Genomic DNA, 24,263 nt, shown 5'->3' with positions numbered 1-24,263 from the left:
CGGATATGAAACAATCTGCGGCAGGTTTGCCGCGGGACGGCTGGCAGGAAGGTCATGATAGCGCGGCGCGACGATCCGAGACCCCTACCGAGCGAAACCTCGCTCCGGGTGATCATGCGCCATTTGCGCGAGATCATGTCCGACGGCGGCGAAGGCCAGGACAAGCTCGACCGCATCGTGCGGCAGATCGCGGGCGTGATGGTCGCCGAGGTCTGCTCGATCTATCTCAAGCGTCAGGACGGCTCGCTCGAGCTTTTCGCGTCGGAAGGCCTTAATCCCGATTCGGTCCATACAACCCGGCTGAAGCGCGGCGAGGGTCTTGTCGGGCGGGCATCTGAGCTCGGTACGACCGTCAACGAGCCCGAAGCTTCGAACCATCCCGCGTTCTCCTACCGGCCGGAAACGGGCGAAGAGATTTACCACTCGCTGCTCGCCGTGCCGATCTCGCGTTCGGGGCAGGTTCTCGGCGTGCTCGTCATTCAGAACCGGACGCCTCGCGAATATTCGGACGAGGACGTCGAGGTTCTGCAGGCGACCGCCATGGTCATTGCAGAAAACCTCATTTCAGGCGCCGTCGCCGGCACTGTCGCCGCCATTGAAGCTTCGCGCTCGCAGCCGGGCCTGATCGAGGGCGAACCGCTTTCGGACGGCATCGCGCTCGGCCACGTGGTGCTGCACGAGCCGCGCATCGTCGTTACGCAGCTGATGGCGGAAAACCCCGCGATCGAACTCGAGCGTCTCGATCTCGCTCTCGAAAAACTGCAAAAAAATATCGACGAAATGTTCGAGCACGAGCATCTGTCGAGCGTCGGCGAGCATCGCGATGTGCTCGAAGCCTATCGCATGTTCGCGCACGACAAGGGCTGGCATCGGCGCTTGCGGGAGGCCGTCGAAGGCGGGCTGACGGCGGAGGCGGCCGTCGAGCGCGTGCAAAACGCCATGCGCACGCGCATGCTGCGCCAGCACGACGCGTATTGGCGCGAGCGGCAGCGCGATCTCGACGATCTCTCCGACCGGCTGCTGCGCGTGCTCTCGGGACGGCTGAAGAGCTCGGAAGACGACGGCGGCCTGCCGCCCGATGCGATCCTTGTCGCGCGGACGATGGGGCCTGCGGAGCTTCTCGATTACGACCGGAGCCGGTTGCGTGGTCTCGTCGTCGAGGACGGTTCGAGCCAGAGCCATGTCGCGGTTGTCGCGAAGGCGCTCGGCATTGCCGCGATCGGGCAAGCGAGCGGCATCGTCGACCGGGTTTCCGCGGGAGACGCGGCCATCGTCGATGCGGTCACCGGCGAGGTTCATCTCCGGCCCACGGGCGAACTCATTGCGGCCTATTCCGATAAAGTGCGTTTCCGCGCGCGGCGGCAGAAGCGCTATCAGTCGCTGCGCGATCGTCCGGCGATCACAAAGGACGGCGTTCCGATCGCCATGATGATGAATGCCGGCCTTCTGGTCGACCTGCCCCATCTCGATGAGTCGGGCGCCGACGGCATCGGGCTCTACCGGACCGAATTGCAGTTCATGCTGTCGGAGGCGTTTCCTCGTCTCGACCGGCAGACACAGCTCTACCGCTCCGTGATCGAGGAAGCGGGCGGCAAGCCCGTCGTATTCCGTACGCTCGACATCGGCGGCGACAAGGTTCTTCCGTATCTCCGGCAGCCGAAGGAGGAAAATCCGGCTATGGGCTGGCGGGCGATCCGGATGGCACTCGACCGGCCCGAGCTGTTCCGGCTGCAAATCCGCGCGTTGCTCAAGGCGGCGGCGGGCCGCGAGCTCCGCGTCATGATCCCGATGGTGTCCGCGAGCTACGAACTCGGCGCGATCCGGGCGCTGATCGAGCGGGAAAGAGCGTTCCTGACCGAGCATGGACACCCGCTCCCCGAGACCGTGCTCGTCGGTGCCATGTTCGAGGTTCCGGCGCTGCTCTTCGAACTCGACGCCTTTCTGTCGCGGGTCGATTTCGTGTCGGTCGGCTCGAACGATCTGATGCAGTTCCTGTTTGCTTCCGACCGCACGAACGCACGGGTCGCGAGCCGCTTCGACGTGCTGGCGCCGGCGCCGCTCAGGGCGCTCCGGACGCTCATTACGACAGCCGATCGCTATGGCGTGCCGGTGACGATTTGCGGCGAGATGGCGGGCAGCCCTCTCGAAGCGATGACGCTCATCGCGCTCGGCTTCCGATCGCTGTCTATGGCGCCGGCATCCATCGGTCCGATCAAGTCGATGGTGCTGTCGCTCGATGCCGGGAAGGTGGCGGCCTTTATCGACGAACTTTTGAAAGAGGGTGCGAAAGACGTCCGCATGTCCTTGCAGCAATTCGCCGAAAAGGAACGCGTTGCGATCGACGGTTAGCGATTGCCGACGGATTTTTGCGAGCGGCCTTTGACAAACAAGGATTTTTAGCCAAGAGTATACTTAACATTTGGGGGCCGGCGCGTGTTGCCGGGTGTTGTATGCGTCGCGGCTTTGGTGAGACCGTTCCGGTCGGAGGTTATGAGCGTGCGCGCCCGGTCTCGGCGCGCGTGGATTCCGCCCAACATTCGCAAATTGCCGAAAGCCGGGCCCTCATCGGGCAATTCTTCATCGATCTCAGACGGACGCTGCGGCTGACCCTGCCGCAGGCGGCGGAATATCTTCAGGTCCGCCCGGAAGTTATCGAAGCGCTGGAAACGGGTTACGTCGAGCATTTGCCGGAGTGGCAGGACACCTCCGCGATCGTGATGACCTATACGTCGATGGCGGGCGTCAACGGCCGCCCGGCACTTAATGCGATCGGAAGCCTGATTGCGTATTTTTCGAGCGTCGCAGCGGCGCCGAGGCAGCCAACGATCACCGAGCGCCTGCAACAGCACGCCCAGCCGCAATATCAGCCGCAACAGCCATTTCCGCAGGCGCAGCCGTTTCAACCACGGCCGGTTGCGCAGGCTGGCCAGCGTGAGCGCCCGCAACCCGTCCGGCCCGCGAGAATCCAGGCGGCGGGGAACTTCATGCGCGCCGGGTCCGCAATCGCAAACGGAGCCCGGCGGCTGCCGCAAGAGGCGCTCAATCAGGTCCGTCAGCGGCCACAGCGCGCGCTTTACGCCCTGTCGCTGCCGCTCGGCCTCCTCTTGCTGATGATGCATTCGTCCATTTTCGAGACCGTCTCGCGGCCGTTCGGGTCAGCCGTGCGCTGGGTCAGCAGCTATTTCCAGGAGCATTACGGCCCTGTCCGCGACGGTCTCAGATATATCGAAGTCGATGACCCCCGGTCGCGGCGGGGGGACAAATTGCGGATCAGCGGCGGTTCGTATTAGATACGCACGATCTGCTGCCCGACCTTGGCGCGCAGACGCTCCGCGGTTCGTTCGCGGCCAGCAATCAACCCATTTGGCAAAACCACCGGCGCCCCCCGCCGGCGAAATTCATCGGACACATGTCAGCACTGCCGCGTGAAAAACTTGACCGACTTTCCGAGCGCTGGGTCGCCATTCAGGATCAGCTGAACCACGGCGTGTCGCAAGCCGACTACGTGAAGCTCACCAAGGAATATTCGGAGCTAAGCCCGGTCGTGGCGCAGATCGATGCGCTGCGCAAAGCCGAGGCGGAAAACAAAGATCTCGAGCAGCTGATACGCGATCCGGGCGCCGACAAGGATATGGTCGACCTTGCCTATGCCGAGCGCGCGGAGCTCGCGGAACGCATCACGGGTCTCGAACAGCAGCTTCGCATCGCGCTCCTGCCGAAAGACGCGGCGGACGAGAAAAGCGCGATCCTCGAAGTCCGGGCCGGGACCGGCGGCGACGAAGCGGCGCTGTTCGCGGCGGATCTCTTCCGCATGTATACGCGCTACGCCGATCTCAAGGGCTGGAAGACGGAAGTCATTTCAGCGTCCGAGAACGATCTCGGCGGCTACAAGGAAATCATTGCCTCGATCACGGGGCAGGGCGTGTTCGCGCGGATGAAGTTCGAGTCCGGCGTGCATCGCGTGCAGCGGGTTCCGGCGACGGAAGCGAGCGGGCGCATTCACACCTCCGCCGCAACGGTCGCGATCATGCCGGAAGCGGAAGACATCGACATCGACATCAAGCCCGAAGACATCCGCATCGATACGATGCGGGCAGGCGGCGCCGGCGGCCAGCACGTCAACAAGACGGAAAGTGCCGTCCGCATCACGCATTTGCCGACCGGCATTGTCGTCGTGTCGGCCGAGAAATCGCAGCATCAAAATCGTCGCCTGGCGATGAACGTCCTGAAGGCGCGCGTTTATGAAATGGAGCGCGAGAAGGCCGCGAACGAGCGATCCGATGCGCGGAAATCGCAGGTCGGCTCGGGTGATCGCTCGCAGCGGATCAGGACCTATAATTTTCCTCAGGGCCGGGTCACCGATCATCGGATCAACCTGACGCTCTACAATCTCGACGAAGTCATTGCCGGCGCCCTCGATCCGCTGATCGATGCGCTCATCACCGATCATCAGGCGACGATGCTCGCGGAACTGAGCGCGGCGTAAGATGCCGCCGCTCTTGCATTTGAGGCCCGAGCAAAGCCTCGCGGAGGCCTTGGCTGCAATGACCAAGGTGTTCACCCGCGAAGGATTGGACAGCCCGCAGCGCGATGCCCGTTTTCTGCTGCAGGGGCTGCTCAGGATCGACGGGGCGCAACTCCTGTCGGCGTCGACGCGGCCGCTCGGGGACGCGGCGGCGATCGTCAGCGCAGGGGCCAATCGCCGGCTCGCGCACGAGCCCGTTTCCCGCATTCTCGGACGCCGCGAATTCTACGGACGCGAGTTCATCGTCACGCCCGACGTTCTCGATCCGAGACCCGACACCGAGGCCGTCGTCGAACTAGCGCTCGAGGTCTTAAAGTCGAGCGGACTTTCGGGGCGAGCCCTCACAATTGCCGACATCGGGACGGGCTCGGGAATTCTCATCTGCACGTTGCTTGCCGAGCTTCCAAATGCGACCGCGGTCGCGACCGACGTCAGTCCGGCTGCGCTCGAAGTCGCCCGCCGGAATGCCGAAAACCTGGGCGTTGCGGACCGCGTCCGGTTCGTTGCGACATCTGGTCTCTCCGGCTGTGGCAACACATTCGACCTCGTTGTTTCAAATCCTCCCTACATACGGGGAGACGAGATCGCCGGTCTCGACCGGGAAGTGAAGGACTACGATCCCCGTCTCGCCCTCGATGGCGGGACCGATGGCCTGGACGTCTACCGCGAGATCGCCCGTAACACCTTGGAATTGCTGCGGCCCTTGAGGATCGTCCTTGAGGTCGGATCGACCCAGGCGGAAGCCGTGGAAGGGATATTTGCGGCCGCCGGGGCTCAGCCGTTGGCGCGGCGCCTCGACCTTGGCGGGCATACCCGCGCTGTTGCAATGGAGATACATCTCTAACCTAACCGATCATTTCTATTTGCGGAAACTTGTTTCCGGGGTAGTATCGGGGTGAAGAGTTTGATCGGATGCGCCCGGAGCAGACGTACCGCTTAAAGCGGCGATTAGCCCGGCCTTCCCATCTCAGATCATCAGCGCAAACGTTCTCGGACCCGTTAGTCCGTTGAGTGGCGAGTGTCGGGCTTCTTTCCTCGGCGCGTGTGCTGACAAAGCTCCTTTGAGGACGGCTCTAGTATCTTTTGCAGGGTTGATGAACGGGATTACTGCGATTTTGCCCGAGGCAGTGGGGCAAGAGCCGGGACTGCGGTCCGTGGGGCAGTGGTGACTTTAGAATCGACTTATTGAATTGGATCGGAGGATCCATGGCGCCGCATACAGATTAGCGTGCGCCGTTGGCAACGTATCAACAAGCATGAACGGGAGCCCATGAGGCAAGGTCAACAGAACCGTCGCGGTCGCGGTCGAAACAACAACAATAACAATAACCGTAAATCGCAAAATCCCCTGATGCGCAGTTTCGAGAGCTCGGGGCCGGATGTGAAAATTCGCGGCACGCCCTCGCACATCGCCGAGAAGTACATAACCTTGGCGCGTGACGCGCTGTCGTCTGGCGATCCCGTGCTGGCAGAGAATTATCTTCAGCACGCTGAGCACTACAACCGCATCATTCTCGGTTATCGCGAGCAGATGGCGCAGCAGGGCGGCGTTGACCCCATGGGCAACGGTGCCGCGCGGACGCATTCGCTTGCCGGGCCCGAGGGTTCGGATAGCGAGGACTTCGGCGACGAGGACGGTGACGAGTTCGGCGCACAGCCGCAGCTTGGTCAGGGTGGCGGCGCACAGCCGGACGCGCAGCAGCCTTTCTCGCAGCAACAGCAGCAGCCGCGGAACTTCGACAATCAGAACCGCTACGACAACCGGCCGCCGCGCCACGAGCGCTTCAACAACAACCGCAATGATCGCGATCGCGGCGACCAGCAGCGGTTCGATCGGGGCGATCGCGGGGACCGTGGCGACCGTCAGGATTTCCGGGGCGACCGTGGTGATCGCTATGAGCGCAACGGACAGGGCGGCGGCGACCGCTACCGCGACGACCGTCGCCCCCATGGCGGCGACGGCAATCAGGGCGAAGGCGGTTTCCGCCGGCGCGAACGTTATCAGCCGCCGAATGGCAATGGTCATGGTGGCGACCGCGAAGCGCCTGGCGGCGGCTTCCAGCAGCCGAACATCGGCGCGCCCGTGGCGGAGCGCGCAGAACGCTCCGAGCGGCCAGAGCGGGTAGAACGCGCGGAACGAGCAGAGCGTCCGGAACGAGCAGAACGTCCGGAGCGTGTAGAGCGTCCAGAACGTGCGGAGCGCCCTGAGCGCGCAGAACGTCAGGCGCAGCCAGCGGCCGCTCCGGCTTCTATCGAGCAGGAACAACCGGCATTCCTTCGCCGGCCGGTTCGCCGTCCCCGTCGTGAGGAGCCTGCCGAGGCTCCGGCCGCACCGCCGGCCGCCGCGAACGAAGACCAGGAATAAGCGCGAATATCAGCGCGTGCATTTTTCGCCGGTCACGGTCTCCGTGGTCGGCGAAATTATTTCAGGCCTCAATCCACGATTTCGAAGGTGTCGCCGAGTTGGGCGCTGCCGCCGTCAATGACGCGGGCGTAGACACCGAAATCGCAGTGGCCGAGCGTCTTCGACAGAAACGACGGGATTTTCAAATCGCGAACGCCGGTATCCGGATCGACATTGGTCGCGGCGCAACGCTCGGTGCGCTTGAAGACTTGCAGCACGGTGCTGCCGCCGACGCGGATCTTCTTGCCGACAAGATCGAGTTCGCTCCAGGGCTTCAGTCCGCCCACCACGAGATTGGGGCGGAAGCGCCGGGTATCGACCTTGGCTCCGAGCATCGTGCCGAGTGCCTGGACGCTTTCATCATTGACGATGTGCACGCACTTGGCGGCGACATCGGAAAAGCTATGGCCGGGGCTCGAAACGATCCGCGGCCTGCCGCGAAGGCCGGAGGTTACGACGCGCGCTATCGCGTCTTCGATCCGGCGGCGGCCATCTTCGGTGCGGAGGTCGCCCCGGGCGATCTCGACGCCAGCCTTGGCGATAACGAGCGTGGACGTCGTGTCGTCGAACTCGGTGCGCAGCGTTGCGAGTTCCTCGTTCTTCATCAGCATGACGAAGTGGATCTTTGAGAGATAGCGCGGGTTTGCGGGATCGAACGGGCCGGGTCCATTTTCGATCGCGTAGGCGCGGTCAAACGGAAGGGTCGCGAGCGGGGTCAAAGGAACGCTTTCGAGAGGTTCCGGCATCAAACCCTTAACCGGGTAGCGATAAAGAGCTTCAATCCTTGCGGGACCAACCTTTGCCATGCCGCGAATTTTCCCTCGGAATTGCCGCAGCCGCCCCTTTTTCGGGCGCTGCCCGCTCCTATATCGCGTTTATCATACGGGGCGGTGGGGATGCCTACCATTGGGTCTTTGTCCGCGCCTGGATGATAAATATCAAATCGCATGGCATTCTTTCCGGGCCTTATGGGGTGGTGAGAATGCGCTGGAGGACGCGACATGAATTTTGAACGGTACACGGACCGCGCCAAGGGCTTCGTGCAGGCAGCCCAGTCGCTGGCACTTCGCGAAAACAATCAGCAGGTCACCCCCGCCCATCTCTTAAAAGTTCTTCTCGACGACCCCGAGGGTCTGGCGAGCGGGCTCATTCAGCGCGCGGGCGGCGACTCGCGCCAGGCGCTGCGCGAGGTCGAAGCCGATCTTGCCAAGAAGCCGAAGGTGACCGGCGGTTCGGGCCAGGTCTACGTCGCGCCGGAGATGGCGCGCCTTTTCGATTCCGCTGAGAAGCTCGCCGACAAAGCGAGCGACAAGTTCGTGACGGCCGAGCGCCTGCTGCTCGCGCTGGCGCTCGACAACACGACGGACGCCGGAAAGATCCTGCGCAACGCCGGGGTCACCGCGGACAAGCTCAATGGCGCGATCAACGACATCCGCAAGGGACGCACGGCCGATACCGCTTCGGCCGAACAGGCCTATGACGCGCTAAAGCGCTACTCGCGCGACCTCACTGAAGCGGCTGCGACCGGCAAGCTCGATCCCGTCATCGGGCGCGACGAAGAGATCCGCCGCACCATTCAGGTGCTGTCGCGGCGCACGAAGAACAATCCTGTTCTGATCGGTGAACCGGGCGTCGGTAAAACGGCGATCGCGGAAGGCCTGGCGCTGCGTATCGTCAAGGGTGACGTGCCCGAGAGCCTGAAGAACAAACGGCTGCTGTCGCTCGACATGGGCGCGCTGATCGCTGGCGCCAAATATCGCGGCGAGTTCGAGGAGCGACTGAAAGCCGTGCTCTCCGAGGTCGAGGCCGAGGGCGGCAACATCATTCTCTTCATCGACGAGCTGCACACCATCGTCGGCGCCGGCAAGACGGAAGGCTCGATGGATGCGGGCAACCTGTTGAAGCCCGCGCTCGCGCGCGGTGAGCTGCACTGCGTCGGCGCAACGACGCTCGAGGAATACCGCAAGCACGTCGAAAAGGATGCGGCGCTGGCCCGGCGTTTCCAGCCGATTTTCGTCTCCGAGCCGACGGTGGAAGACACCATCTCGATCCTGCGCGGGTTGAAGGAGAAGTACGAGCTGCATCACGGCGTGCGGATCACCGATAGCGCGCTCGTCGCGGCGGCAACGCTGTCGAACCGCTACATCACGGATCGTTTCCTCCCCGACAAGGCGATCGACCTCGTCGACGAGGCGTCGTCGCGTCTTCGGATGCAGGTCGATTCCAAGCCTGAGGAACTCGATGCGATCGATCGCGATCTGATGCAGCTTCTGATCGAACGGGAAGCCTTGAAGAAGGAAACCGACGCCGCTTCGAAGGATCGTCTCGGTCGCATCGAAAAGCAGATCGCGGACCTTGAGGAAAAGTCGGAAGCGATGACTGCGCGCTGGGAAGCCGAGAAGAACAAGCTCGGGTCGGCGCAAAAGATCAAGGAAGAGCTCGATAGCCTGCGTAACGCGCTGGAACAGGCGCAGCGCAAGGGCGATCTCGCGCGCGCGGGCGAGCTTCGCTACGGGCGGATTCCGGAACTCGAGAAGAAGCTTCAGGGCGTCGAAAGCCAAGAAGGCAAGGGCGCACTCGTCGAAGAGGCCGTAACGCCGGATCAGATCGCGGCTGTGGTGTCGCGCTGGACGGGCGTGCCGGTCGACAAGATGCTCGAAGGCGAGCGCGACAAGCTTCTGAAGATGGAAGACGCTCTCTCGAAGCGCGTCATCGGGCAGAAGGAAGCGGTTGTCGCCGTTTCGACGGCGGTTCGCCGTGCGCGCGCCGGGTTGCAGGATCCGAACCGGCCGATCGGCTCGTTCATGTTCCTCGGACCAACGGGTGTCGGCAAGACGGAGCTGACGAAGGCGCTCGCCGGATATCTCTTCGACGACGATACGGCGCTCATCCGTCTCGACATGTCGGAGTACATGGAGAAGCACTCGGTCGCGCGGTTGATCGGTGCGCCTCCGGGCTACGTCGGCTACGAAGAAGGCGGAGCGCTGACGGAAGCTGTCCGGCGGCGCCCGTATCAGATCATCCTCTTCGACGAGATCGAGAAGGCGCATCCGGATGTCTTCAACGTGCTCTTGCAGGTGCTCGATGACGGGCGCCTGACGGACGGGCAGGGCCGCACGGTCGATTTCAAGAACACGCTGATCATTCTGACCTCGAACATCGGCGCGGAATATCTCGTCAACCAGAAGGAAGGCGAAGACACCGAAGCGGTGCGCGAAGAGGTGATGTCGGAAGTCCGGACGAAGTTCCGGCCGGAGTTCCTGAATCGTCTCGACGACATCATCCTGTTCCACCGCCTGCAGCGGAGCGAGATGACGAAGATCGTCGACATTCAGATCGCGCGTCTGCAGAAGCTGCTGGCCGATCGCAAGATCAAAATCGAGCTCGACGAGCAGGCGCGGCAGTGGCTCGCCAACCGCGGCTACGATCCTGCGTACGGCGCGCGGCCGTTAAAGCGCGTCATTCAGCGCAACGTGCAGGACCCGCTCGCCGAGCAGATCCTCGCGGGTGGCGTCAAGGATGGCGACACGGTGCCGGTATCAGTCCGTGACGGCGAGCTGACGATCAACGGCTGGCCCGCGAAGGCGGCGGCCTAACAACTTTCGGACGCGATGCGATGAGCATCGCGTCCGCTGCTGCTGAAAATTGCATCGGTAGATCGTCTGGTTTAAAGCAAGAGCAGTCTTTTTTCCGACCTATTGTTAAGCCGACCGCGCAAATGCCTTAGAGGCTGCGGAAATTGGTAGGTGATGAAGGACTCCGACCGTCAGCCCACTCAATCCTACTGATCGGGAAAAAGCAGCCCCGGGTTTTGGGTCAAATTTCATCACTGCGTTATCCTTCCTTGCCTCTCAGAGCGGCCTTGTCGGGCCATTCCGTAAAATCCTCCCGGTACGAACTGAAGCAATTTCAGAATTCCCATTCTCCAACTGTGTTTTTTGCGCTCGGTGAATATTGCCAAAACAATGCTGATAAGGATGGCGGCGGAGAAAATTCCCACCCACCGAATGCTGAGCGGCCAATCTTTCGGAACGATTGATTTCAGGAAGTAGGCCACCGGGAAATGAAAGAGATAGATCGCGAACGTGGAACCTGCAGCCCAAGTGATGGGGCGCGACAAGCGGCCAAATGACAGGCCTGAAAATTGAAAGCCAATGATGGTTCCGGCGAACGGTATGCCGGAGAGAAAAAACTGAAAAAGGCAAGAAAACCCTTTCTCAAAGGGAGCATTCTCTGAAAAGAAATGAGCTGCGAAGGGAGATAGGCAAAGAAGCAAGATGCTGAAGATGAAGACAAGTCGTCCCTGCAGCTGAGACAGTAATATATGCTTTGAAGCATGATAGCAGGCCAAGCCCACAAGCCAGAGAATAAACAGCAGCGCAACATTTGGTCCAATAACCAGCAAAAAGAGCATCGCAACAAGTCGCGAAATCACCCCGCCGAAAAAGCAGAGGCCAAAAACGATGTAATAGGGCACCTCAAATCCTAGGGACCAAAACGGGACGTTGTTGCCTGGAGTCAGATACCATCCCCATGATGCATTGATGAACGTCAGACTTACAATGTCTTTTGCGAATTCCCTACCAACCACAGCCATGCTCGGGCTAGAATAACCATCGAGTTTGAACGCTTCCGCCGCGACATCGAGCATCCATGTTAAAATCAATGCCGGGATGACGACGGAATAAATTCGGGCTGCCCTGCTCACAAAATAATTGCGCGCGCTTTTTTCCTTTTGGTCGACCGTTAGGCCGATCACAAAACCGCTCAATACAAAAAAGACCCCTACCGCCAACGTTGCGAGATGGCCGCTTCTGATAAATGGCATAAAGCCTGGCGCGAACGACCATTCGACATGTCCCGCGACTACAAAAATTGCAGCGCAAAGTCTCGATGCATCCAAATATGTGCTGACTTCGCGATTCACTTCGGGCTCTTGACTTCGCTATTTTGGGTTGTTGTGGAACGATCCAAAGAAATTTGATCACAAAGGGGGGCTGCAGTTTCAATCAAGTTCTGTCTCCACAGGATGTAGGAAGATGCTGTCAAATGAAGTTCGTCCGAGACTGTTTTTGGATTGTGAAGCGGTGGTGCGAGCAACGTACCTTGGCGAGCTAACACTGCGTTGATTTGATCTGCGTTGCGGGCGGCGGGCGTCACCGGTATTGACACCAGCAGCAATGGCCAGGCTTTGAGGTCGCGCAAAATTGTAGAGAGATTCTCGCCAAACGTATCCTGCCGACCAGCGTTCCCATCGTTCGTTCCAAGTTCGAGCACGATGAAATCTGGAGAGCTCTGCAAGCTCAGCTGTCGAGCAAGCTGCAAAAATGTCCCCGAGGTGGCGCCCCAGATCCCTGCGTTAATCGGGATGCGACCACAAATGGTCGGGAGATCGGCCATTTGGATTATACTATCGCCAATGGCTAGATACCGAACGTGGTTCGCTGATTGAGCGATGTGACTTTGAATTGTTGTGATGCGCTCATTCAAAATTAAACAGGGAACATCGTCACAAATTGATCTTCGCTGAGTGTCGAGCTTCGCAAAAGAAAATCCAAGGAGCGCCGCGGATAGGGTCAGAACCGTGCGGATGGCGAGGAAGGTTTTTTTGGCCATCGTACTCATTGGTTTGGTAGGGCTTACGAGAAGAATTGTGGAATATTTTCGTTGGGTCAATTGGAATTTATAAGTTCAACTACTCGCTCGATAATTGAATGTTGTTCGCTAATGGCTTCCGTATTCGGAAACTCTAAGAGCAGCTAACCCATCAATAAGCAGGGGAAATTGGTTGTTTTGCAAATTTTTCGCTCCTGAGATTCCGCTTGCGAGCGATTTCGGATCCATCCGTGTGCTGTGTAATCTTTCGCCACGTCTAGCAACTTCGTCATGCCGACGGAGGTCGGCATCCAGACAGGTTTCATCATCTCGGATGTTCAGGCTTGGCTGGATCCCGGCCTTCGCCGGGATGACGGTGGGGGGCGGCCAAGGCTGCGGCTTAACTTACTTTCGGACGCGGTGCGATGAGCAATCGCGTCCGAGTTTGGCCGTTAGCGAAACATGCGAGCGTGGGGCGCTCTGTTCGGCTAAAATCTAAGCTGCAGAGAAATAGAATTTTCGGGGACGAGGTTTTATCGAATGCAGACCAGTTCCCCGTTGGGCGCGCGAACAGCGCGATGGCCCGTATGCCTGAGACACCATGCTTGATTTTGTCCGCCCCAGATGCAGCGGCCGGTTATGCTGCTGCGATGGCGGTTCGGACCGCAGCCACCGAGAGCAAGAGCCGGTGAGGCCGCGGACGAGAGGTCGATGGAAAGAAGAGCGAGACCGAGCAGCGGAGCGAAAAATTTTTTCATGACAAAATCTCCTTGAGCACGCGCGAAATTGCCCATTTCTGAGCACGCCATTCTTAGTTTCCATCCTGTTAACTGAACCCGGCATTAATGACGCGTACGTCGTATTAAGGCAAGCGCGGATAGCTCCCCGCATCTCGCCATGCTGACAAAGGGCACGAGTTCGTGTCGCGTTTTTTCGAAAGCGGGAACGCCCGGCGAGCGAAGGCCGGGCGTTGTTATATCCTCACTGCGCTGTCACCGGCGCGAGACCCACACTACGCGCCACCGGCGGCGGGTTCCATTTTCCGGTCAAGGCATCGGATTTCGGGGCGTAGAGGCGCATGGTGAGATTGAACGGCCCTTCTGGCGCCGGCAGCCAGTTCGCTTCCTTATCGGTGCCGGGACTCTCGTTCTGAAAATAGAGATCCAGTGAGCCATCCGCGTTGAACTTGAAGGGCATCCAACTGCTTAGAGCGAAGCGATCTAGATCGTTAGCGACCTGAAATCCCTCATCATCGTAGAGCGTGATCGACCAGAAGGCATCGACCGGCGGCATCGTCGCCTTGTCGAAATGGATCGTGTATTTATTGGCGCCATCGAGAGGCTTTCCCGTGTCATCTGCGAGGTTTGCTGGATAAATCGCATCCTCGGGCAGGTTGGCACCGAGGCCAAATTGGGTAATGAGGGCGCGCTTCAGATAGTAGTTGCCGTAGACTCCCATCGTATCGGTGTTCATCGACCAGCCATTGGCCACACGTGCCAGCGTCGGGAGCTTCCATTTGATGAGCTGCTGCGCGTCCTGCGGCGCCGTTTCAAGAGCCTTTTGAACGGCGGGATCCAATTTGGTGATGTCGAAGCTTTTGCCCGGTTCGATGCCGATGCGGCGCATCTGCGCGATGATGGGTTGGTCCGTAATGTGCGGAGGATGGAGCTTCAATAGTTCGGCGGCATAGGCAAAGAATTTGCCGGCAGGCATCGTATCGACGAGGGTTTTTGGCGGCGTCTTTACATCGACGCTCGGATCAATCTTGGCTTCGATGGGCTTTGGCGTTTTTCCCCACTCGGACAGCGGCGTGATCATATAGCCTGCCTGAATCTGGTGAACCGCATCGTAGTCAGCCGGGCCATCCGTCTTCGTGCGGCCGATAATCCAGACGTAGGGCGTCGGCGCGTCGATACGCTCCGTGTCTTTGGGCAGCTTGAACTCGTCGATCAGCTTCTCTTTCAAATCGGGCCTCCAACCCGGAGGCACGATGACAAAGTTACCGGCTTCAGTTCCGGTGGTTCGCCAACCGGGTGAGGCGAAGACATCCGTCCACATGTCGAGCATCGGCAAGAGGTAGTATCGGCCATTCGTATCGGGCACCGAGACAACCACAGGCTCTTTCGTAAGATCGAGCCAGGCGCTCGAATAGAGCGTATCGAAATTCGGGCGGACGACGGTCCGCATGTCGGCGGACGGATAGGCATCTATATTTGCGAAGGTATTCATCGGACCGCCGATCGATCCCTTGCCAGGCGGTGTATTGATCAGCTGCTTCCGGGTCAAATCCATCGTCACGGGGGAATAGAAATAAAGGTAGGCATTGACGGCGATGTCGTGCGCTTCCTGCGGGCTGATGGTCTCGGCTCTGACCGTCGTCGCGTGACCGGCCACTACGGCAAAGGACGCAGCGGAAATGAGCGCACTCATAAGCACGCGTCGTCCTCGCGCTGAACTTTCTGGCATGTTGCAGGCTCCTGCCCTCTCGAACCCCACGCCCGGGATGGAGACTACGGTTTTCCGACGATCGCGCTTGGATCATATTGCACAGGGTAAACGAAGCATTCCGCTTCTGGCCCACGCTCTTCGTCATGCCGACGGAGGCCGGCACCCGGACAAGTGTCAACATCTCGTGTGTGTCCAGGCTTGACTGGATCCCGGCCTTCGCCGGGATGACGGTGGGGGCGAGGTCGCTTGCCCCGCGTGTGGTCGTTAGGCTCCTGCCCGGAACAGGGCATGCCCTCTGTCCTTATTGTTTGATTGAAGTTACAGTGCGTGTTGCATTTTCGCGATAGCTGAAACGTGCATTCCCTGATTGTATTCCCCTTGATTGTATCCCGGTGGTGCGGTGAGGAATGCACGATATGCGGCATCTCAAATTCATCGGTATTGTTTTGATCGGCGTAACACTCGCTGGCTGCGGCAGCCAGAGTGCCGAAAATGCCGGCCTCGCCAACATGCCACTTCGAACATCCGATGCCCGCCTCAAGATTTATCGAACCGATACTTTGGAATCGGCCGGAGACGCGGCGCGTGTACGGATCGATGGCCGAGAGGTGGCCAGTCTTGGAATCGGCGGATCGACAATGCTCGATGTCCCCGCCGGCCATCACAAGATCGTTGTCGACAGCGTTTTGCATCCCAACGTCTACGAGATTTCGCTCGCGGCTAAGCCAGGCGCGCATTATGCGCTTGAAGTCTCGCCGCGATCTGAGGCGACGGTTGCGAGGATGTTCGGAGTGGTTGGCATGTTGGCGGAATCCAGCGCCAACCAAAATGGCGGGGAATTCCAAATTCGCGTCGTAGAACCGGCTGAAAAAATTTAGACCGATTGCAAAAAGCGGGGCCCCGCCGCCCCACTTTCGGACGCCTATGAGCATCGCGTCCGGACTTGCCCGGAAACAGACACCGGCTGAAATGCAGCGCGCGCCCAGACGCGCGGCCGGCCTATTCCAATCTGAGCAAAATCGCCCGGTCCAATACCAGGAAGGATTTTGTCCGTCCTTTGCCTTGCGCAATCATTTCAGGTGCGTCTTTTTCGGGAACTGCGATCCATGCGGGCTTTGCGATCGTCGATACCGTGTTTGGATCGATTGTCCTAACCCTCAAGGGCACATAAGAAAATTCATTCAGGCCCGCATACATGTTTGTCCGATAAATCGGAGCCGGTGCATTGCGGACGAGCTCAGCAATTTGTGCACTCGCAATCTTCGAACGAATATAAGCCGGCTTGATCATTCCATCGACGATCGAATGGACCGCGGCATATCCCAAAAAGGCGATCGTGATACAAACGCCGCTCGCAACGAGGACTGTCCGACGTTCAGACAAAGCATCGTAGGCGATGCCACCAAGCACGCACAGCGGCAGCACCATCGGCAAGATATAGCGGGGATTGACCTCGGCGGGCCAAAACAGAATGATCGAAGTACACGCAAAAGCGTAGCAGCTCAGCGCCAGGATGAAATTTTGTGGGACGGTTTGTTTGACAGACCGGGCGCCCGTTATCAGGAGGGCGCCAGCCAAGAACGCCGCTGGAAGGGTCTCGAAAAAGAAGTCGGCGGCGTTGGCAAACGGATGCGGGAGAGCGATCCCATTAGAGGCAAGCCGTGTGTATCTCAGCCATTCGCCTTGATCACCTGGCACGAAAACGTAGGCGTACCATGAGCCGGCAGGAATAGCCGCGAGAAGGCCAGCCAGAACGAGGCCCGGAATTTGCCACCACGTCGATGTCATGGCGACGAACGTGAGGAGGCCCAGCATAAAATAGGCGACGGGCTGAGGGCCTTTCAGGAGAGCGGCTAACGCCAGAAGCCCACCAATACCAATCCAACGGCCAACAGAAATTCGCCCCGTGGCATACGAACGCCACCACACGAGGAAAGCGCCGAACAGTATCACCGCCAGCGGCATGTCGGCCACCGACGTCGCGTAATATCGCATTACGATGGGGCTCGCTAAAAACAGTGCAGCCCCAAACACCGCCGCCTCGCGGCTTGCCACCGGCCGCAAGGCGCGCCAAACCAAAAGAACACCTGCCAGAAGCGATAGAACTATCGGCAGACGCGCGATAAATGGAACGACATGGCCGGATGGCAGGCTCATTGCCGCGATGAGCCAGGATAAAAGCGTTGGCCGCTCTATAAAGCGGAAATTGTAGAGGTGTGGCGTAAGCCAATTCCCGTCGTCCAATGCGCTCTGGGCAATGGTTACGGTTAGTCCTTCAACATAATGATATCCGTGAAAAAGCGCGGGTGGCACCGCGACCAGCAGCCAGACGCCAATCAGCAAAAGAAACGATAAATCTCGAGCGGCTAGCGCCTCCCAAAAGCGAATGACTCTTTGCGCCGATTGTTGCAGCGCTGATGCGCGCTCATACTCGCCGAGGCGGAAATCAGCAATTTCATTTGTCATTTTTTGGGAGGCACCTAACGGCGAGAGATAGACGAGAGTTTGCTTGTCGAGTTCACTTGCTTTGTCGTCAAGGGCAGAATAACGCCGTTTCTCTTACGGTTCTGTATGTATTTCGATTTGAAGTTCGCCTGTGGCGCCAATGTCCTAGTCATGCCGGCGGAGGTCCGCGAATTCCCATTATGTCCGTTTACCGCATAATTCCCGAAAATAGCCTTTGCCTCCGCGGAAGGCTGGCATTCCTCAGCGCCCCCTACGCGGCACCGACGGAGACGAGCGCTGTGATCATCCTGAAAACTCCGTCCGCATTACGGCGTGAGCGGGCAATCGAAGCAGGCTTCAGTTGACGCGGGCGGCGTGGCGCCAGAGGTTCACGAACTCGTCGAGCTCGTTTTCGGCAAGGTCGGAGACGACGGTATAGTCGAAGTCGCGGCCGTGCCACTGGATGACGAAATATCCGTCATTCGTCGTCGCGAGCGACGGCTCGGTCGTATCCTTTTGTCCGGCTCGGGGTATTGCAACGACGCTGATGATGTGAGCGCGTCGCTGATAGACGAGGACTGGAACGGGCTTGCCATCGATCACCTCCACGCGGCCGCCCGCGAGAGGAAACCCCGCGCTCGACAGATCGATAACTTGCGGGGAGAGCGCGAGCTTGCTGTCGAACCAGGGCTTTACCGTGTGGCGATCGCTGGACGCAACATCGAACGGCGTGGCTGCGAGCAAGGCGCGCTGATGATCGGCGACGATCGCTGCGATCTCGTTCGATTGGGAATTCGGACGCAGAAAGGCGTAGGTGCCGCCAGCGGCTATAATCGCTGCGAGGGCGGCGGCGGCAGCCATTTCACGCCAAGCGTAACTGCGAATGTGAGTATGGGCTGGCGCGGCGAGCCGCTCTACGACGGGGGGAGGCGTGTCCTCGGCCATCGCTTCGATGCGCTGGCGGAGGTCGTTCGAAGCCTTCTGCGTTTTCAATTGCGAAGCAAGTACGCCGCGCAGTTGCACGAGGCGGTCGTGTTCCAACTTCAGCGCCGGGTCGGCCGCCATGCGGCGCTCGATCTCCAAAACGGAAGCGGCATCCAGCTCGTTGTCCAGATAAGCATTCAGCAGCAGAAGAGATTCCTCACGGGAGGACCATGCCGACGGTTTGTTCATGCTGCCCCTGCCTTTCCCTTACCAGCCATGACGAGGCGCTGAATGAGCAGATTTCTCGCGCGCGCAAGCCTGGACATGACGGTGCCTACGGGAATCGACAAAATCTTCGAAATCTCCTGATAGCTCAGTTCTTCGATCTCTCGCAGGATCAGGGTCTGGCGATAGGGCAACGGCAACGCTGCAATCGCGCTGTGCAGTTGCTCGGCATCGATCTTGCCGATCAGGATTGCCTCGGGCGACGCCTGCGGATCGACCATTTCAAGACCTGCCCGTTCGAACAGCGCTTCATCGTTCGTCGTCACGGCAGTTTTCGGCCGGTTCTTGGCGAGCCACGTGAACGCGGTATTGCGCACGATGGCGAGAAGCCACGCTCTCGGGTTGATGCCCTTTGCGGTCGCGATGGCGCGGTAAGCTCTGAGGCACGCATCCTGCACCACGTCCTCGGCATCGGGCACGTTCCCGGTCAGCCAACGGGCGAGCGACAGCGCATCGTCGAGATGGGGCAAGACCACTTCACGAAATCGCTGCCGATCGTCCATCGCCACGCTTTCAAGTCAGCCGTTCAGGGACTGATGAAACTGCATCTGAGTTTCTACTTCGCACGCTGCTTAAGGTATTCGATGACATCGGCGCGATCCTGAGCACTGTCGAGATGATAGAACATCTCGGATCCCGGCACGAACTTTTGCGGATTTGTCAGCCATTGGTCCAGTGTATTGTCCGTCCACGTAATACCTGAACTCTTAAGGGCTGCGGAATAGCTGTAGTCAGGGACGGAGCCGGCTTTCCTGCCGAAGACTCCGCGATGTTTGGGGCCGACATCGTTGGTGTCCAATGAGTGGCAATCCTGGCAGCCTTGGTAAAGCTGCTCGCCATGGGACGCGTCGCCAGCGGCCAACGCGCGCGTTTGTCCAAAAAATATCGCGGCCAGCATGAGGAAAGCGGGCAGCCATTTACGGGCAAATTTCATGAGATCAATCCGCGAGTGACGTATCGGTGATGGCCAGCGGGGACTCATTGCGCTTGAACGCGACGTTGGTGATCCCTAAGAGGCCGCGAAGTTTTTCGGCCGGCACGACCAGGGGTCCAGGTGATGGTGCGGCTCCCGGCGCGGGCTGCGGGAAGGCGGTCGAGCGGGCGGTGTGGAACGTGACGTTGCCTTCGACTTTTTGCATGAGCTGGTGGATGTGGCCGTTGAGAACGGTCACCGATCCAAAGCGCTTCAGATAGCCAAGGGCAACTGCCGCGTCGTCGGTTCCCCAGCCCCAGTTCGGATATACCGACCAGAGAGGAATATGCGCGAAGACAACGATCGGCGTTGAAGCCGATAGCGGCCGCAAATCATCTTCCAACCATTCGAGCTGCTCGTGTCCGAGATAGCCGAGACCGAAATTTTTCAGATTGACGACGTTGTTCAGGCCAATGAAGTGTACGCCATTGCTATCGAAGCTGTACCAGCCGCCGCCGCTCGTGCCTTTGCCGTAGCGCTCGAGATAAGCCTTCTGCGTTGCTTCGTCGGTTATGTCGTGTTCGCCGGGTACATAGTGGACATTGACGCCCGTGCCGCCGATGATCTGGCTGGCATCGTCGAATTCCGTTGGCTTGGCGCTATGCGTGATGTCGCCGGTGTGGAGCATGAAGGCTGGCTTGGCGGGAAGCCCGTCGATCCGTCCGATAGCTTCCTTAAGCGTTTCGAGCGCGTGCGGGTTCGCCGCCTTGTTGAAGCCGACGTGACTGTCGGAAATCTGCAGGAAAGTGAACCCAGACTTGGCGGCTTCCGCTGCCTCGGCGCCATCGAGCAAGGACAAAGACTTCGGAACGCCGCCCGCGATTGTCCAAAGCACGCCTGTGCCCGCCCAGATCATACATTCCAGCGCATGGCGCCGGTTGAGACCGTCTTCGTGATCACTATCGCTCATGAAAAATCCCTTTCCGTGGAGTCCGCAAATTGGCGGATCGGAAGGGAAGACTCGGCGACCCTGCGGTTTATTCCCGACTTATTCCCGGCGATCTTGCGCGGGCCGCGCACGTCTCGGTCCGGCTAGAAGTCTAGGCCGTGGGCGGACGGTTACCTGTCCCAATTGTAAAGGGCGGAGCGGGAACAGTCGGATTGTTGCGAAGTTTTCAGAGTGTTGGCAGCATATCAAAACTCGCTCGGTTCTTCCCCCTTCTTCTCATTCAGGTGCGCATGAAAAAGGTTTCGATTTGGACCGCAGGCGTTCTCGTTGCCGCGGCTGCTACGATCTACAACCTCGGCTGGACCGCGACGGTCCTCGCTCAAAACAAGTCCAATGACGATCTGGAACTCGCTTTCAACGGTCATTGCCGCGAGTGTCATTCGTTCGACAAGGGCGACAATCGATTGGGTCCGACGCTTTATGGCGTCGTCGGCCGGAAGGCGGGAACTGTTCCCGGTTTTTCGTATTCAGACTCGCTCAAGGGCTCAGGAATTACCTGGAACGAAAAAATACTCGATCAGTGGATAGCAAATCCAAACGCCGTCGTGCCGGGCAACAACATGGGCGCGATCTTCAGCGGACTGTCGGACGCGGGCGAGCGCGCCAAAATTATTGCCTTCCTGAAGCAGGACACGAAGCCAGGCAACAAGATGTAAGGTATGAATTGCGCGGCCGGCACGCTTGCGGCGCCGGCCACGATACGTGGAGATGGACTAGTTGCGCGGGCGATCGCGGTCACGGCGATAGTGGGCGCGGCGGTAGCAGTTCTTCGCTCCGATCTTGCAGGCGATTTTCGGGCCGGCCGTGTAGCCGATCACGCCGCCTGCGACGAGGCCGACGGGTCCGAATACGACGGCACCGGCCAATCCGCCCAGTGCTGCATCGGTGACGCGCTCGCCCGCGTTGGCTGCGACCGGCGCGAGGAGAACTCCCGCGGCGACCATCAGACATCCAGCTAAGGTTTTCATAGTTCTCGTTCCCTCGGTGTTTTCGTCCCCCGCGGACGGTTGATGAGACCCCGCCAACATTTTCGGCGATTCGAAATTTGCTGGCGATACCAGCTTTCCATCAGAGCATTCACAAATGGTTTCCGAGGATTTTACGCGCGCGATTATTCTCGAAATCGCGCAAACGCAAAACGCACGGCGGCGCGTGGCACATAAGAGTCGCCGCCGTGCGTATCTGCTTCAGCTTTTCACGAATGCGAGCAGATCCGGATTGATGACGTCCGCATGGATCGTCGCCATGCCGTGCGGATAGCCTTTGTAGGTTTTGAGCTTGGCATTTTTCAAAAGCTTGGCGGAAAGCGGTCCTGCATCCGCATAGGGCACGACCTGATCGTCGTCGCCATGCATGACGAGGGCAGGGACGGCGATTTTCTTCAGGTCGTCGGTGAAGTCGGTTTCCGAGAACGCCTTGATGCAATCATAGTGCGCTTTCGCGCCGCCCATCATGCCTTGCCGCCACCAGTTATCGATGACGCCCTGGCTCACCTTCGCACCGGGTCGATTGAATCCGTAGAAGGGGCCGCTTGCGACATCGACGTAGAACTGCGCGCGATTGGCTGCGAGCGCGGCGCGGAAGCCGTCGAACACCTCGATCGGCAGGCCGCCTGGATTTTTTGCCGACTTGAGCATGATCGGGGGCACGGAGCTGATGAGCACCACTTTCGAGACGCGGCCCGGCTTCGCGCGAGCGGCGTAACGCGCAACTTCGCCGCCGCCAGTCGAATGCCCGACGTGGATCGCGTTTTTGAGATCGAGCGCGTCGGTCAACGCGATAAGATCGGCGGTGTAGGTGTCCATATCGTTGCCCGTTGACGTCTGGGTCGAGCGGCCATGCCCGCGCCGGTCGTGGGCGATGACGCGAAAGCCGTGGTGGAGAAAGAACAGGATCTGATTGTCCCAATCATCGGCGCTCAGCGGCCAGCCGTGATGGAAGAAGATGATCGGAGCATCGCGCGGTCCCCAATCCTTGAAATAGATAGTGACGCCGTCGGGCGTGGTGATCGTATCGCTCATCCCAGTGGTTCCTTTTATGGAGTTGGGTGTTTCGCGGGGGCCTGTCGCAATGAAAATCGCGGTGCTTGCGGAGAGACCGATCGCAAAACTGAGCAAATTCGAGAGGCAACGCAAAGACGCCTTGCGTCAACCATCTACAAAGAATGAACGCCTACTGATTATTGAACGGCGACGATAGAAAGCTGAGGAGCGGCGCTATTTGTTCTTCGTCATGACGGGGGCGCGGCGCATCAAATCTTCGATACGGGCGCGTTCCTTCTGGAACTCAGAGAGGTCCTTGCCGTCGAGCTTGCGTTCGCGCGGCACCTGAATCGACATCGGATCGACGAAGCGGTTGTTGACGAGCACCTCGAAGTGGACGTGCGGTCCCGAAGACAAGCCGGTCGATCCGACGAAGCCGATGACCTGGCCTTGGCGGACTTTCATGCCGGGTGTGACGTTGCCGAAGCGGCTCATGTGGCCGTAGGCGGTCTGATAGCCGTTGGCGTGACGAATACGGATGTAATTGCCGTAATAGCCTTTGTGTCCGACTTCTTCGATCGTGCCGTTGCCTGCGGCGATAATCGGCGTGCCTTGAGCGCAGGCCCAGTCGACGCCGGTGTGCATTTTTCGGGTGTTGAGCAACGGGTGGAAGCGCACACCGAAGCCTGAAGTGAGGCGCACGTCCTCGCCGCGCACGGGTTTGCGGACGAGAAACTTTTTCGAGTTGTTGCCGTCTTCGTCGTAGTAATCGACGACGCCGTCGGCCGAGCGGAAGCGATAGAATTTATAGACGGCGCCGCCACTCGAGATCGCCGTGTAGAGCAGTTCGCCGGGGTTACCCTCGGTCGACGGATCGTCCTTCATGTCGAAGAACATTTCGAGCGTATCGCCCGGGCGAACGCGGCGGCGGAAGTCGGTATCGAAGGCGTTGATGCTCAGGACCTTCGAAATGGTATCCGCAGGAAGGCTTTGATTGAGGCCGGCGAAATAGACGCTCGCATAGAGGCTGACATTCTGCGGATCGTCGCCGTCGCTGTTGGCGATGTGCTGAAGCTCGGCGTCGAATGGCGGTTGCGACGATCCCACGAATTCGCCGGCGGCGCTGCGGCTGACGGTGACGAGATGATCGTGGCCGTCGGAGAAAATCGAATAGCGCGCCGGTTCCATCTTGCGCGGGTCGGACAGCGATGGAATGAGCGTAATGCGGACTTCCTGACCCGGAACGAGCGCATTTTCCGAGAAAATGCTGTGGCCCGCCTCGATCATGCTGTGGACGTCCCATTCGGGGGCGCCGGCTTTGGCGAGGATTTTCGCGAGGGTGTCTTGCGGGCCCACCTTGACGACAACGACCTGGCCGCCTTCGAGATCGTCGGAAGGTTCGTCGGGCGCCTCGGTCGACTTGAAGATATCGGTCGTGTTCAAATTGTCCGCAGTCGCCGCTTTCGGCTGCCAGGAGTCCGTGCCTTGGGCCGGGATCGCGGGGCCGGAAGCCGCGACGCCATCAAGAGGAAGACCCGAGCCGTCACCAAGTTTGTCACGCGCATTTCCTGCTTCGGCACCGCGCTCGACGATGTCCTGGACTTCCTGAGCGTCGAGCTCCTGGCCGTCCTCTTCGGGCAGGATGCCTCCCAGAAGTTCGACGACCTTCGTCGAGACATCCGATCGGGACAGTCCGCTTCCCGCGTTTTCATCGGCATCCTCGCCTTGTTCGG

Annotated in this window: 21 protein-coding genes (1 of these 21 running past the window's edge); 8 read left to right on the top strand and 13 right to left on the bottom strand. The window is 59.6% G+C overall.

Annotation, left to right across the window (positions count from 1 at the left end; all coding sequences use genetic code 11):
• The first annotated feature begins 54 nt into the window (after window positions 1–54).
• The 5 genes from ptsP (at window position 55) to AB4Z24_RS02050 (ending at window position 6,890) form a co-directional block, all read left to right on the top strand.
• On the top strand, window positions 55–2,349 hold the full coding sequence (ptsP, locus tag AB4Z24_RS02070; protein WP_441705540.1) for a phosphoenolpyruvate--protein phosphotransferase: 2,295 nt from the start codon (window positions 55–57) through the stop codon (window positions 2,347–2,349).
• 101 nt (window positions 2,350–2,450) lie between these two features.
• Entirely contained in the window at window positions 2,451–3,290 is an 840-nt protein-coding gene (locus AB4Z24_RS02065) for a helix-turn-helix domain-containing protein (protein WP_441705538.1), read from the top strand.
• A gap of 119 nt (window positions 3,291–3,409) precedes the next feature.
• A complete protein-coding gene (gene prfA / locus AB4Z24_RS02060; protein ID WP_441705536.1) occupies window positions 3,410–4,486 on the top strand; it encodes a peptide chain release factor 1 in 1,077 nt (358 codons plus the stop codon).
• A gap of 1 nt (window position 4,487) precedes the next feature.
• Entirely contained in the window at window positions 4,488–5,369 is an 882-nt protein-coding gene (prmC, locus tag AB4Z24_RS02055) for a peptide chain release factor N(5)-glutamine methyltransferase (RefSeq protein ID WP_441705534.1), read from the top strand.
• A 426-nt stretch (window positions 5,370–5,795) separates the two neighbouring features.
• A complete protein-coding gene (locus AB4Z24_RS02050; RefSeq protein ID WP_441705532.1) occupies window positions 5,796–6,890 on the top strand; it encodes a DUF4167 domain-containing protein in 1,095 nt (364 codons plus the stop codon).
• Window positions 6,891–6,958: 68 nt separating this feature from the next.
• Here AB4Z24_RS02050 and AB4Z24_RS02045 read toward each other — a convergent pair whose 3' ends face one another.
• Window positions 6,959–7,735 (bottom strand): MOSC domain-containing protein, encoded by a 777-nt coding sequence (locus tag AB4Z24_RS02045; RefSeq protein ID WP_441705531.1) that lies wholly within the window; start codon window positions 7,733–7,735, stop codon window positions 6,959–6,961.
• 195 nt (window positions 7,736–7,930) lie between these two features.
• Here AB4Z24_RS02045 and clpB point away from each other — a divergent pair, with 195 nt between their 5' ends.
• On the top strand, window positions 7,931–10,525 hold the full coding sequence (clpB, locus tag AB4Z24_RS02040; RefSeq protein WP_441705529.1) for an ATP-dependent chaperone ClpB: 2,595 nt from the start codon (window positions 7,931–7,933) through the stop codon (window positions 10,523–10,525).
• A 230-nt stretch (window positions 10,526–10,755) separates the two neighbouring features.
• Here the strand turns inward: clpB and AB4Z24_RS02035 are convergent, their stop codons facing one another.
• From AB4Z24_RS02035 to AB4Z24_RS02020, 4 genes are all read right to left on the bottom strand, one after another.
• Complete coding sequence (locus AB4Z24_RS02035; RefSeq protein WP_441705527.1) at window positions 10,756–11,856, bottom strand: acyltransferase family protein; 1,101 nt, start codon at window positions 11,854–11,856, stop codon at window positions 10,756–10,758.
• Window positions 11,853–12,545 (bottom strand): SGNH/GDSL hydrolase family protein, encoded by a 693-nt coding sequence (locus tag AB4Z24_RS02030; protein WP_441705525.1) that lies wholly within the window; start codon window positions 12,543–12,545, stop codon window positions 11,853–11,855. The genes AB4Z24_RS02035 and AB4Z24_RS02030 overlap by 4 nt, the downstream gene beginning before the upstream one ends.
• A 512-nt stretch (window positions 12,546–13,057) precedes the next feature.
• On the bottom strand, window positions 13,058–13,282 hold the full coding sequence (locus AB4Z24_RS02025) for a hypothetical protein (protein WP_441705524.1): 225 nt from the start codon (window positions 13,280–13,282) through the stop codon (window positions 13,058–13,060).
• 223 nt (window positions 13,283–13,505) lie between these two features.
• On the bottom strand, window positions 13,506–14,990 hold the full coding sequence (locus tag AB4Z24_RS02020) for a DUF1254 domain-containing protein (protein WP_441705522.1): 1,485 nt from the start codon (window positions 14,988–14,990) through the stop codon (window positions 13,506–13,508).
• Window positions 14,991–15,388: 398 nt separating this feature from the next.
• Here AB4Z24_RS02020 and AB4Z24_RS02015 point away from each other — a divergent pair, with 398 nt between their 5' ends.
• Window positions 15,389–15,850, top strand: a complete 462-nt coding sequence (locus AB4Z24_RS02015) for a hypothetical protein (protein ID WP_441705520.1) — start codon at window positions 15,389–15,391, stop codon at window positions 15,848–15,850.
• A 121-nt stretch (window positions 15,851–15,971) separates the two neighbouring features.
• Here AB4Z24_RS02015 and AB4Z24_RS02010 read toward each other — a convergent pair whose 3' ends face one another.
• The 5 genes from AB4Z24_RS02010 to AB4Z24_RS01990 all read right to left on the bottom strand — a co-directional run bounded on the left by AB4Z24_RS02010 (window position 15,972) and on the right by AB4Z24_RS01990 (window position 20,509).
• Window positions 15,972–17,438, bottom strand: a complete 1,467-nt coding sequence (locus AB4Z24_RS02010; protein ID WP_441705518.1) for an ArnT family glycosyltransferase — start codon at window positions 17,436–17,438, stop codon at window positions 15,972–15,974.
• Window positions 17,439–17,774: 336 nt separating this feature from the next.
• The gene (locus AB4Z24_RS02005; RefSeq protein ID WP_441705516.1) at window positions 17,775–18,590 is read right to left on the bottom strand and encodes an anti-sigma factor family protein; all 816 of its coding nucleotides are present in this window, start codon (window positions 18,588–18,590) and stop codon (window positions 17,775–17,777) included.
• Window positions 18,587–19,129, bottom strand: a complete 543-nt coding sequence (locus AB4Z24_RS02000; RefSeq protein WP_441705514.1) for a sigma-70 family RNA polymerase sigma factor — start codon at window positions 19,127–19,129, stop codon at window positions 18,587–18,589. Before AB4Z24_RS02000 ends, AB4Z24_RS02005 begins: the two co-directional genes overlap by 4 nt.
• 53 nt (window positions 19,130–19,182) lie before the next feature.
• The gene (locus AB4Z24_RS01995) at window positions 19,183–19,560 is read right to left on the bottom strand and encodes a c-type cytochrome (RefSeq protein WP_441705512.1); all 378 of its coding nucleotides are present in this window, start codon (window positions 19,558–19,560) and stop codon (window positions 19,183–19,185) included.
• Window positions 19,561–19,564: 4 nt separating this feature from the next.
• Window positions 19,565–20,509 carry a metallophosphoesterase family protein gene (locus tag AB4Z24_RS01990; protein WP_441705510.1) on the bottom strand — a complete coding sequence of 315 codons (945 nt, stop codon included), beginning with the start codon at window positions 20,507–20,509 and terminating at the stop codon, window positions 19,565–19,567.
• A 269-nt stretch (window positions 20,510–20,778) separates the two neighbouring features.
• Here AB4Z24_RS01990 and AB4Z24_RS01985 point away from each other — a divergent pair, with 269 nt between their 5' ends.
• Window positions 20,779–21,204 carry a c-type cytochrome gene (locus AB4Z24_RS01985; RefSeq protein WP_441705508.1) on the top strand — a complete coding sequence of 142 codons (426 nt, stop codon included), beginning with the start codon at window positions 20,779–20,781 and terminating at the stop codon, window positions 21,202–21,204.
• A gap of 57 nt (window positions 21,205–21,261) precedes the next feature.
• Here AB4Z24_RS01985 and AB4Z24_RS01980 read toward each other — a convergent pair whose 3' ends face one another.
• From AB4Z24_RS01980 to AB4Z24_RS01970, 3 genes are all read right to left on the bottom strand, one after another.
• A complete protein-coding gene (locus AB4Z24_RS01980; RefSeq protein ID WP_441705506.1) occupies window positions 21,262–21,516 on the bottom strand; it encodes a hypothetical protein in 255 nt (84 codons plus the stop codon).
• A 219-nt stretch (window positions 21,517–21,735) separates the two neighbouring features.
• Complete coding sequence (locus tag AB4Z24_RS01975) at window positions 21,736–22,569, bottom strand: alpha/beta fold hydrolase (protein ID WP_441705505.1); 834 nt, start codon at window positions 22,567–22,569, stop codon at window positions 21,736–21,738.
• Window positions 22,570–22,764: 195 nt separating this feature from the next.
• Window positions 22,765–24,263, bottom strand: the 3' portion of a protein-coding gene (locus tag AB4Z24_RS01970) for a M23 family metallopeptidase (protein ID WP_441705503.1). The gene runs 574 nt beyond the window's last position; 1,499 of the gene's 2,073 nt are visible here — the last part of the coding sequence; the start codon falls outside the window, past its right edge; its stop codon occupies window positions 22,765–22,767.

It is taken from the genome of Hyphomicrobium sp. 2TAF46, assembly GCF_052114865.1.
In the GTDB taxonomy this organism is placed as follows: domain Bacteria; phylum Pseudomonadota; class Alphaproteobacteria; order Rhizobiales; family Hyphomicrobiaceae; genus Hyphomicrobium_B.
This window is presented reverse-complemented; position numbering and strand designations above follow the sequence as displayed.

Bases quoted from the DNA above. Each gene is read 5' to 3' on its own strand.
- ptsP (WP_441705540.1), top strand. From the start codon at position 55: ATGATAGCGCGGCGCGACGATCCGAGACCCCTACCGAGCGAAACCTCG.
- AB4Z24_RS02065 (WP_441705538.1), top strand. From the start codon at position 2,451: ATGCGTCGCGGCTTTGGTGAGACCGTTCCGGTCGGAGGTTATGAGCGT.
- prfA (WP_441705536.1), top strand. From the start codon at position 3,410: ATGTCAGCACTGCCGCGTGAAAAACTTGACCGACTTTCCGAGCGCTGG.
- prmC (WP_441705534.1), top strand. From the start codon at position 4,488: ATGCCGCCGCTCTTGCATTTGAGGCCCGAGCAAAGCCTCGCGGAGGCC.
- AB4Z24_RS02050 (WP_441705532.1), top strand. From the start codon at position 5,796: ATGAGGCAAGGTCAACAGAACCGTCGCGGTCGCGGTCGAAACAACAAC.
- AB4Z24_RS02045 (WP_441705531.1), bottom strand. From the start codon at position 7,735: ATGGCAAAGGTTGGTCCCGCAAGGATTGAAGCTCTTTATCGCTACCCG.
- clpB (WP_441705529.1), top strand. From the start codon at position 7,931: ATGAATTTTGAACGGTACACGGACCGCGCCAAGGGCTTCGTGCAGGCA.
- AB4Z24_RS02030 (WP_441705525.1), bottom strand. From the start codon at position 12,545: ATGGCCAAAAAAACCTTCCTCGCCATCCGCACGGTTCTGACCCTATCC.
- AB4Z24_RS02025 (WP_441705524.1), bottom strand. From the start codon at position 13,282: ATGAAAAAATTTTTCGCTCCGCTGCTCGGTCTCGCTCTTCTTTCCATC.
- AB4Z24_RS02020 (WP_441705522.1), bottom strand. From the start codon at position 14,990: ATGCCAGAAAGTTCAGCGCGAGGACGACGCGTGCTTATGAGTGCGCTC.
- AB4Z24_RS02015 (WP_441705520.1), top strand. From the start codon at position 15,389: ATGCGGCATCTCAAATTCATCGGTATTGTTTTGATCGGCGTAACACTC.
- AB4Z24_RS02010 (WP_441705518.1), bottom strand. From the start codon at position 17,438: ATGACAAATGAAATTGCTGATTTCCGCCTCGGCGAGTATGAGCGCGCA.
- AB4Z24_RS02005 (WP_441705516.1), bottom strand. From the start codon at position 18,590: ATGAACAAACCGTCGGCATGGTCCTCCCGTGAGGAATCTCTTCTGCTG.
- AB4Z24_RS02000 (WP_441705514.1), bottom strand. From the start codon at position 19,129: ATGGACGATCGGCAGCGATTTCGTGAAGTGGTCTTGCCCCATCTCGAC.
- AB4Z24_RS01995 (WP_441705512.1), bottom strand. From the start codon at position 19,560: ATGAAATTTGCCCGTAAATGGCTGCCCGCTTTCCTCATGCTGGCCGCG.
- AB4Z24_RS01990 (WP_441705510.1), bottom strand. From the start codon at position 20,509: ATGAGCGATAGTGATCACGAAGACGGTCTCAACCGGCGCCATGCGCTG.
- AB4Z24_RS01985 (WP_441705508.1), top strand. From the start codon at position 20,779: ATGAAAAAGGTTTCGATTTGGACCGCAGGCGTTCTCGTTGCCGCGGCT.
- AB4Z24_RS01980 (WP_441705506.1), bottom strand. From the start codon at position 21,516: ATGAAAACCTTAGCTGGATGTCTGATGGTCGCCGCGGGAGTTCTCCTC.
- AB4Z24_RS01975 (WP_441705505.1), bottom strand. From the start codon at position 22,569: ATGAGCGATACGATCACCACGCCCGACGGCGTCACTATCTATTTCAAG.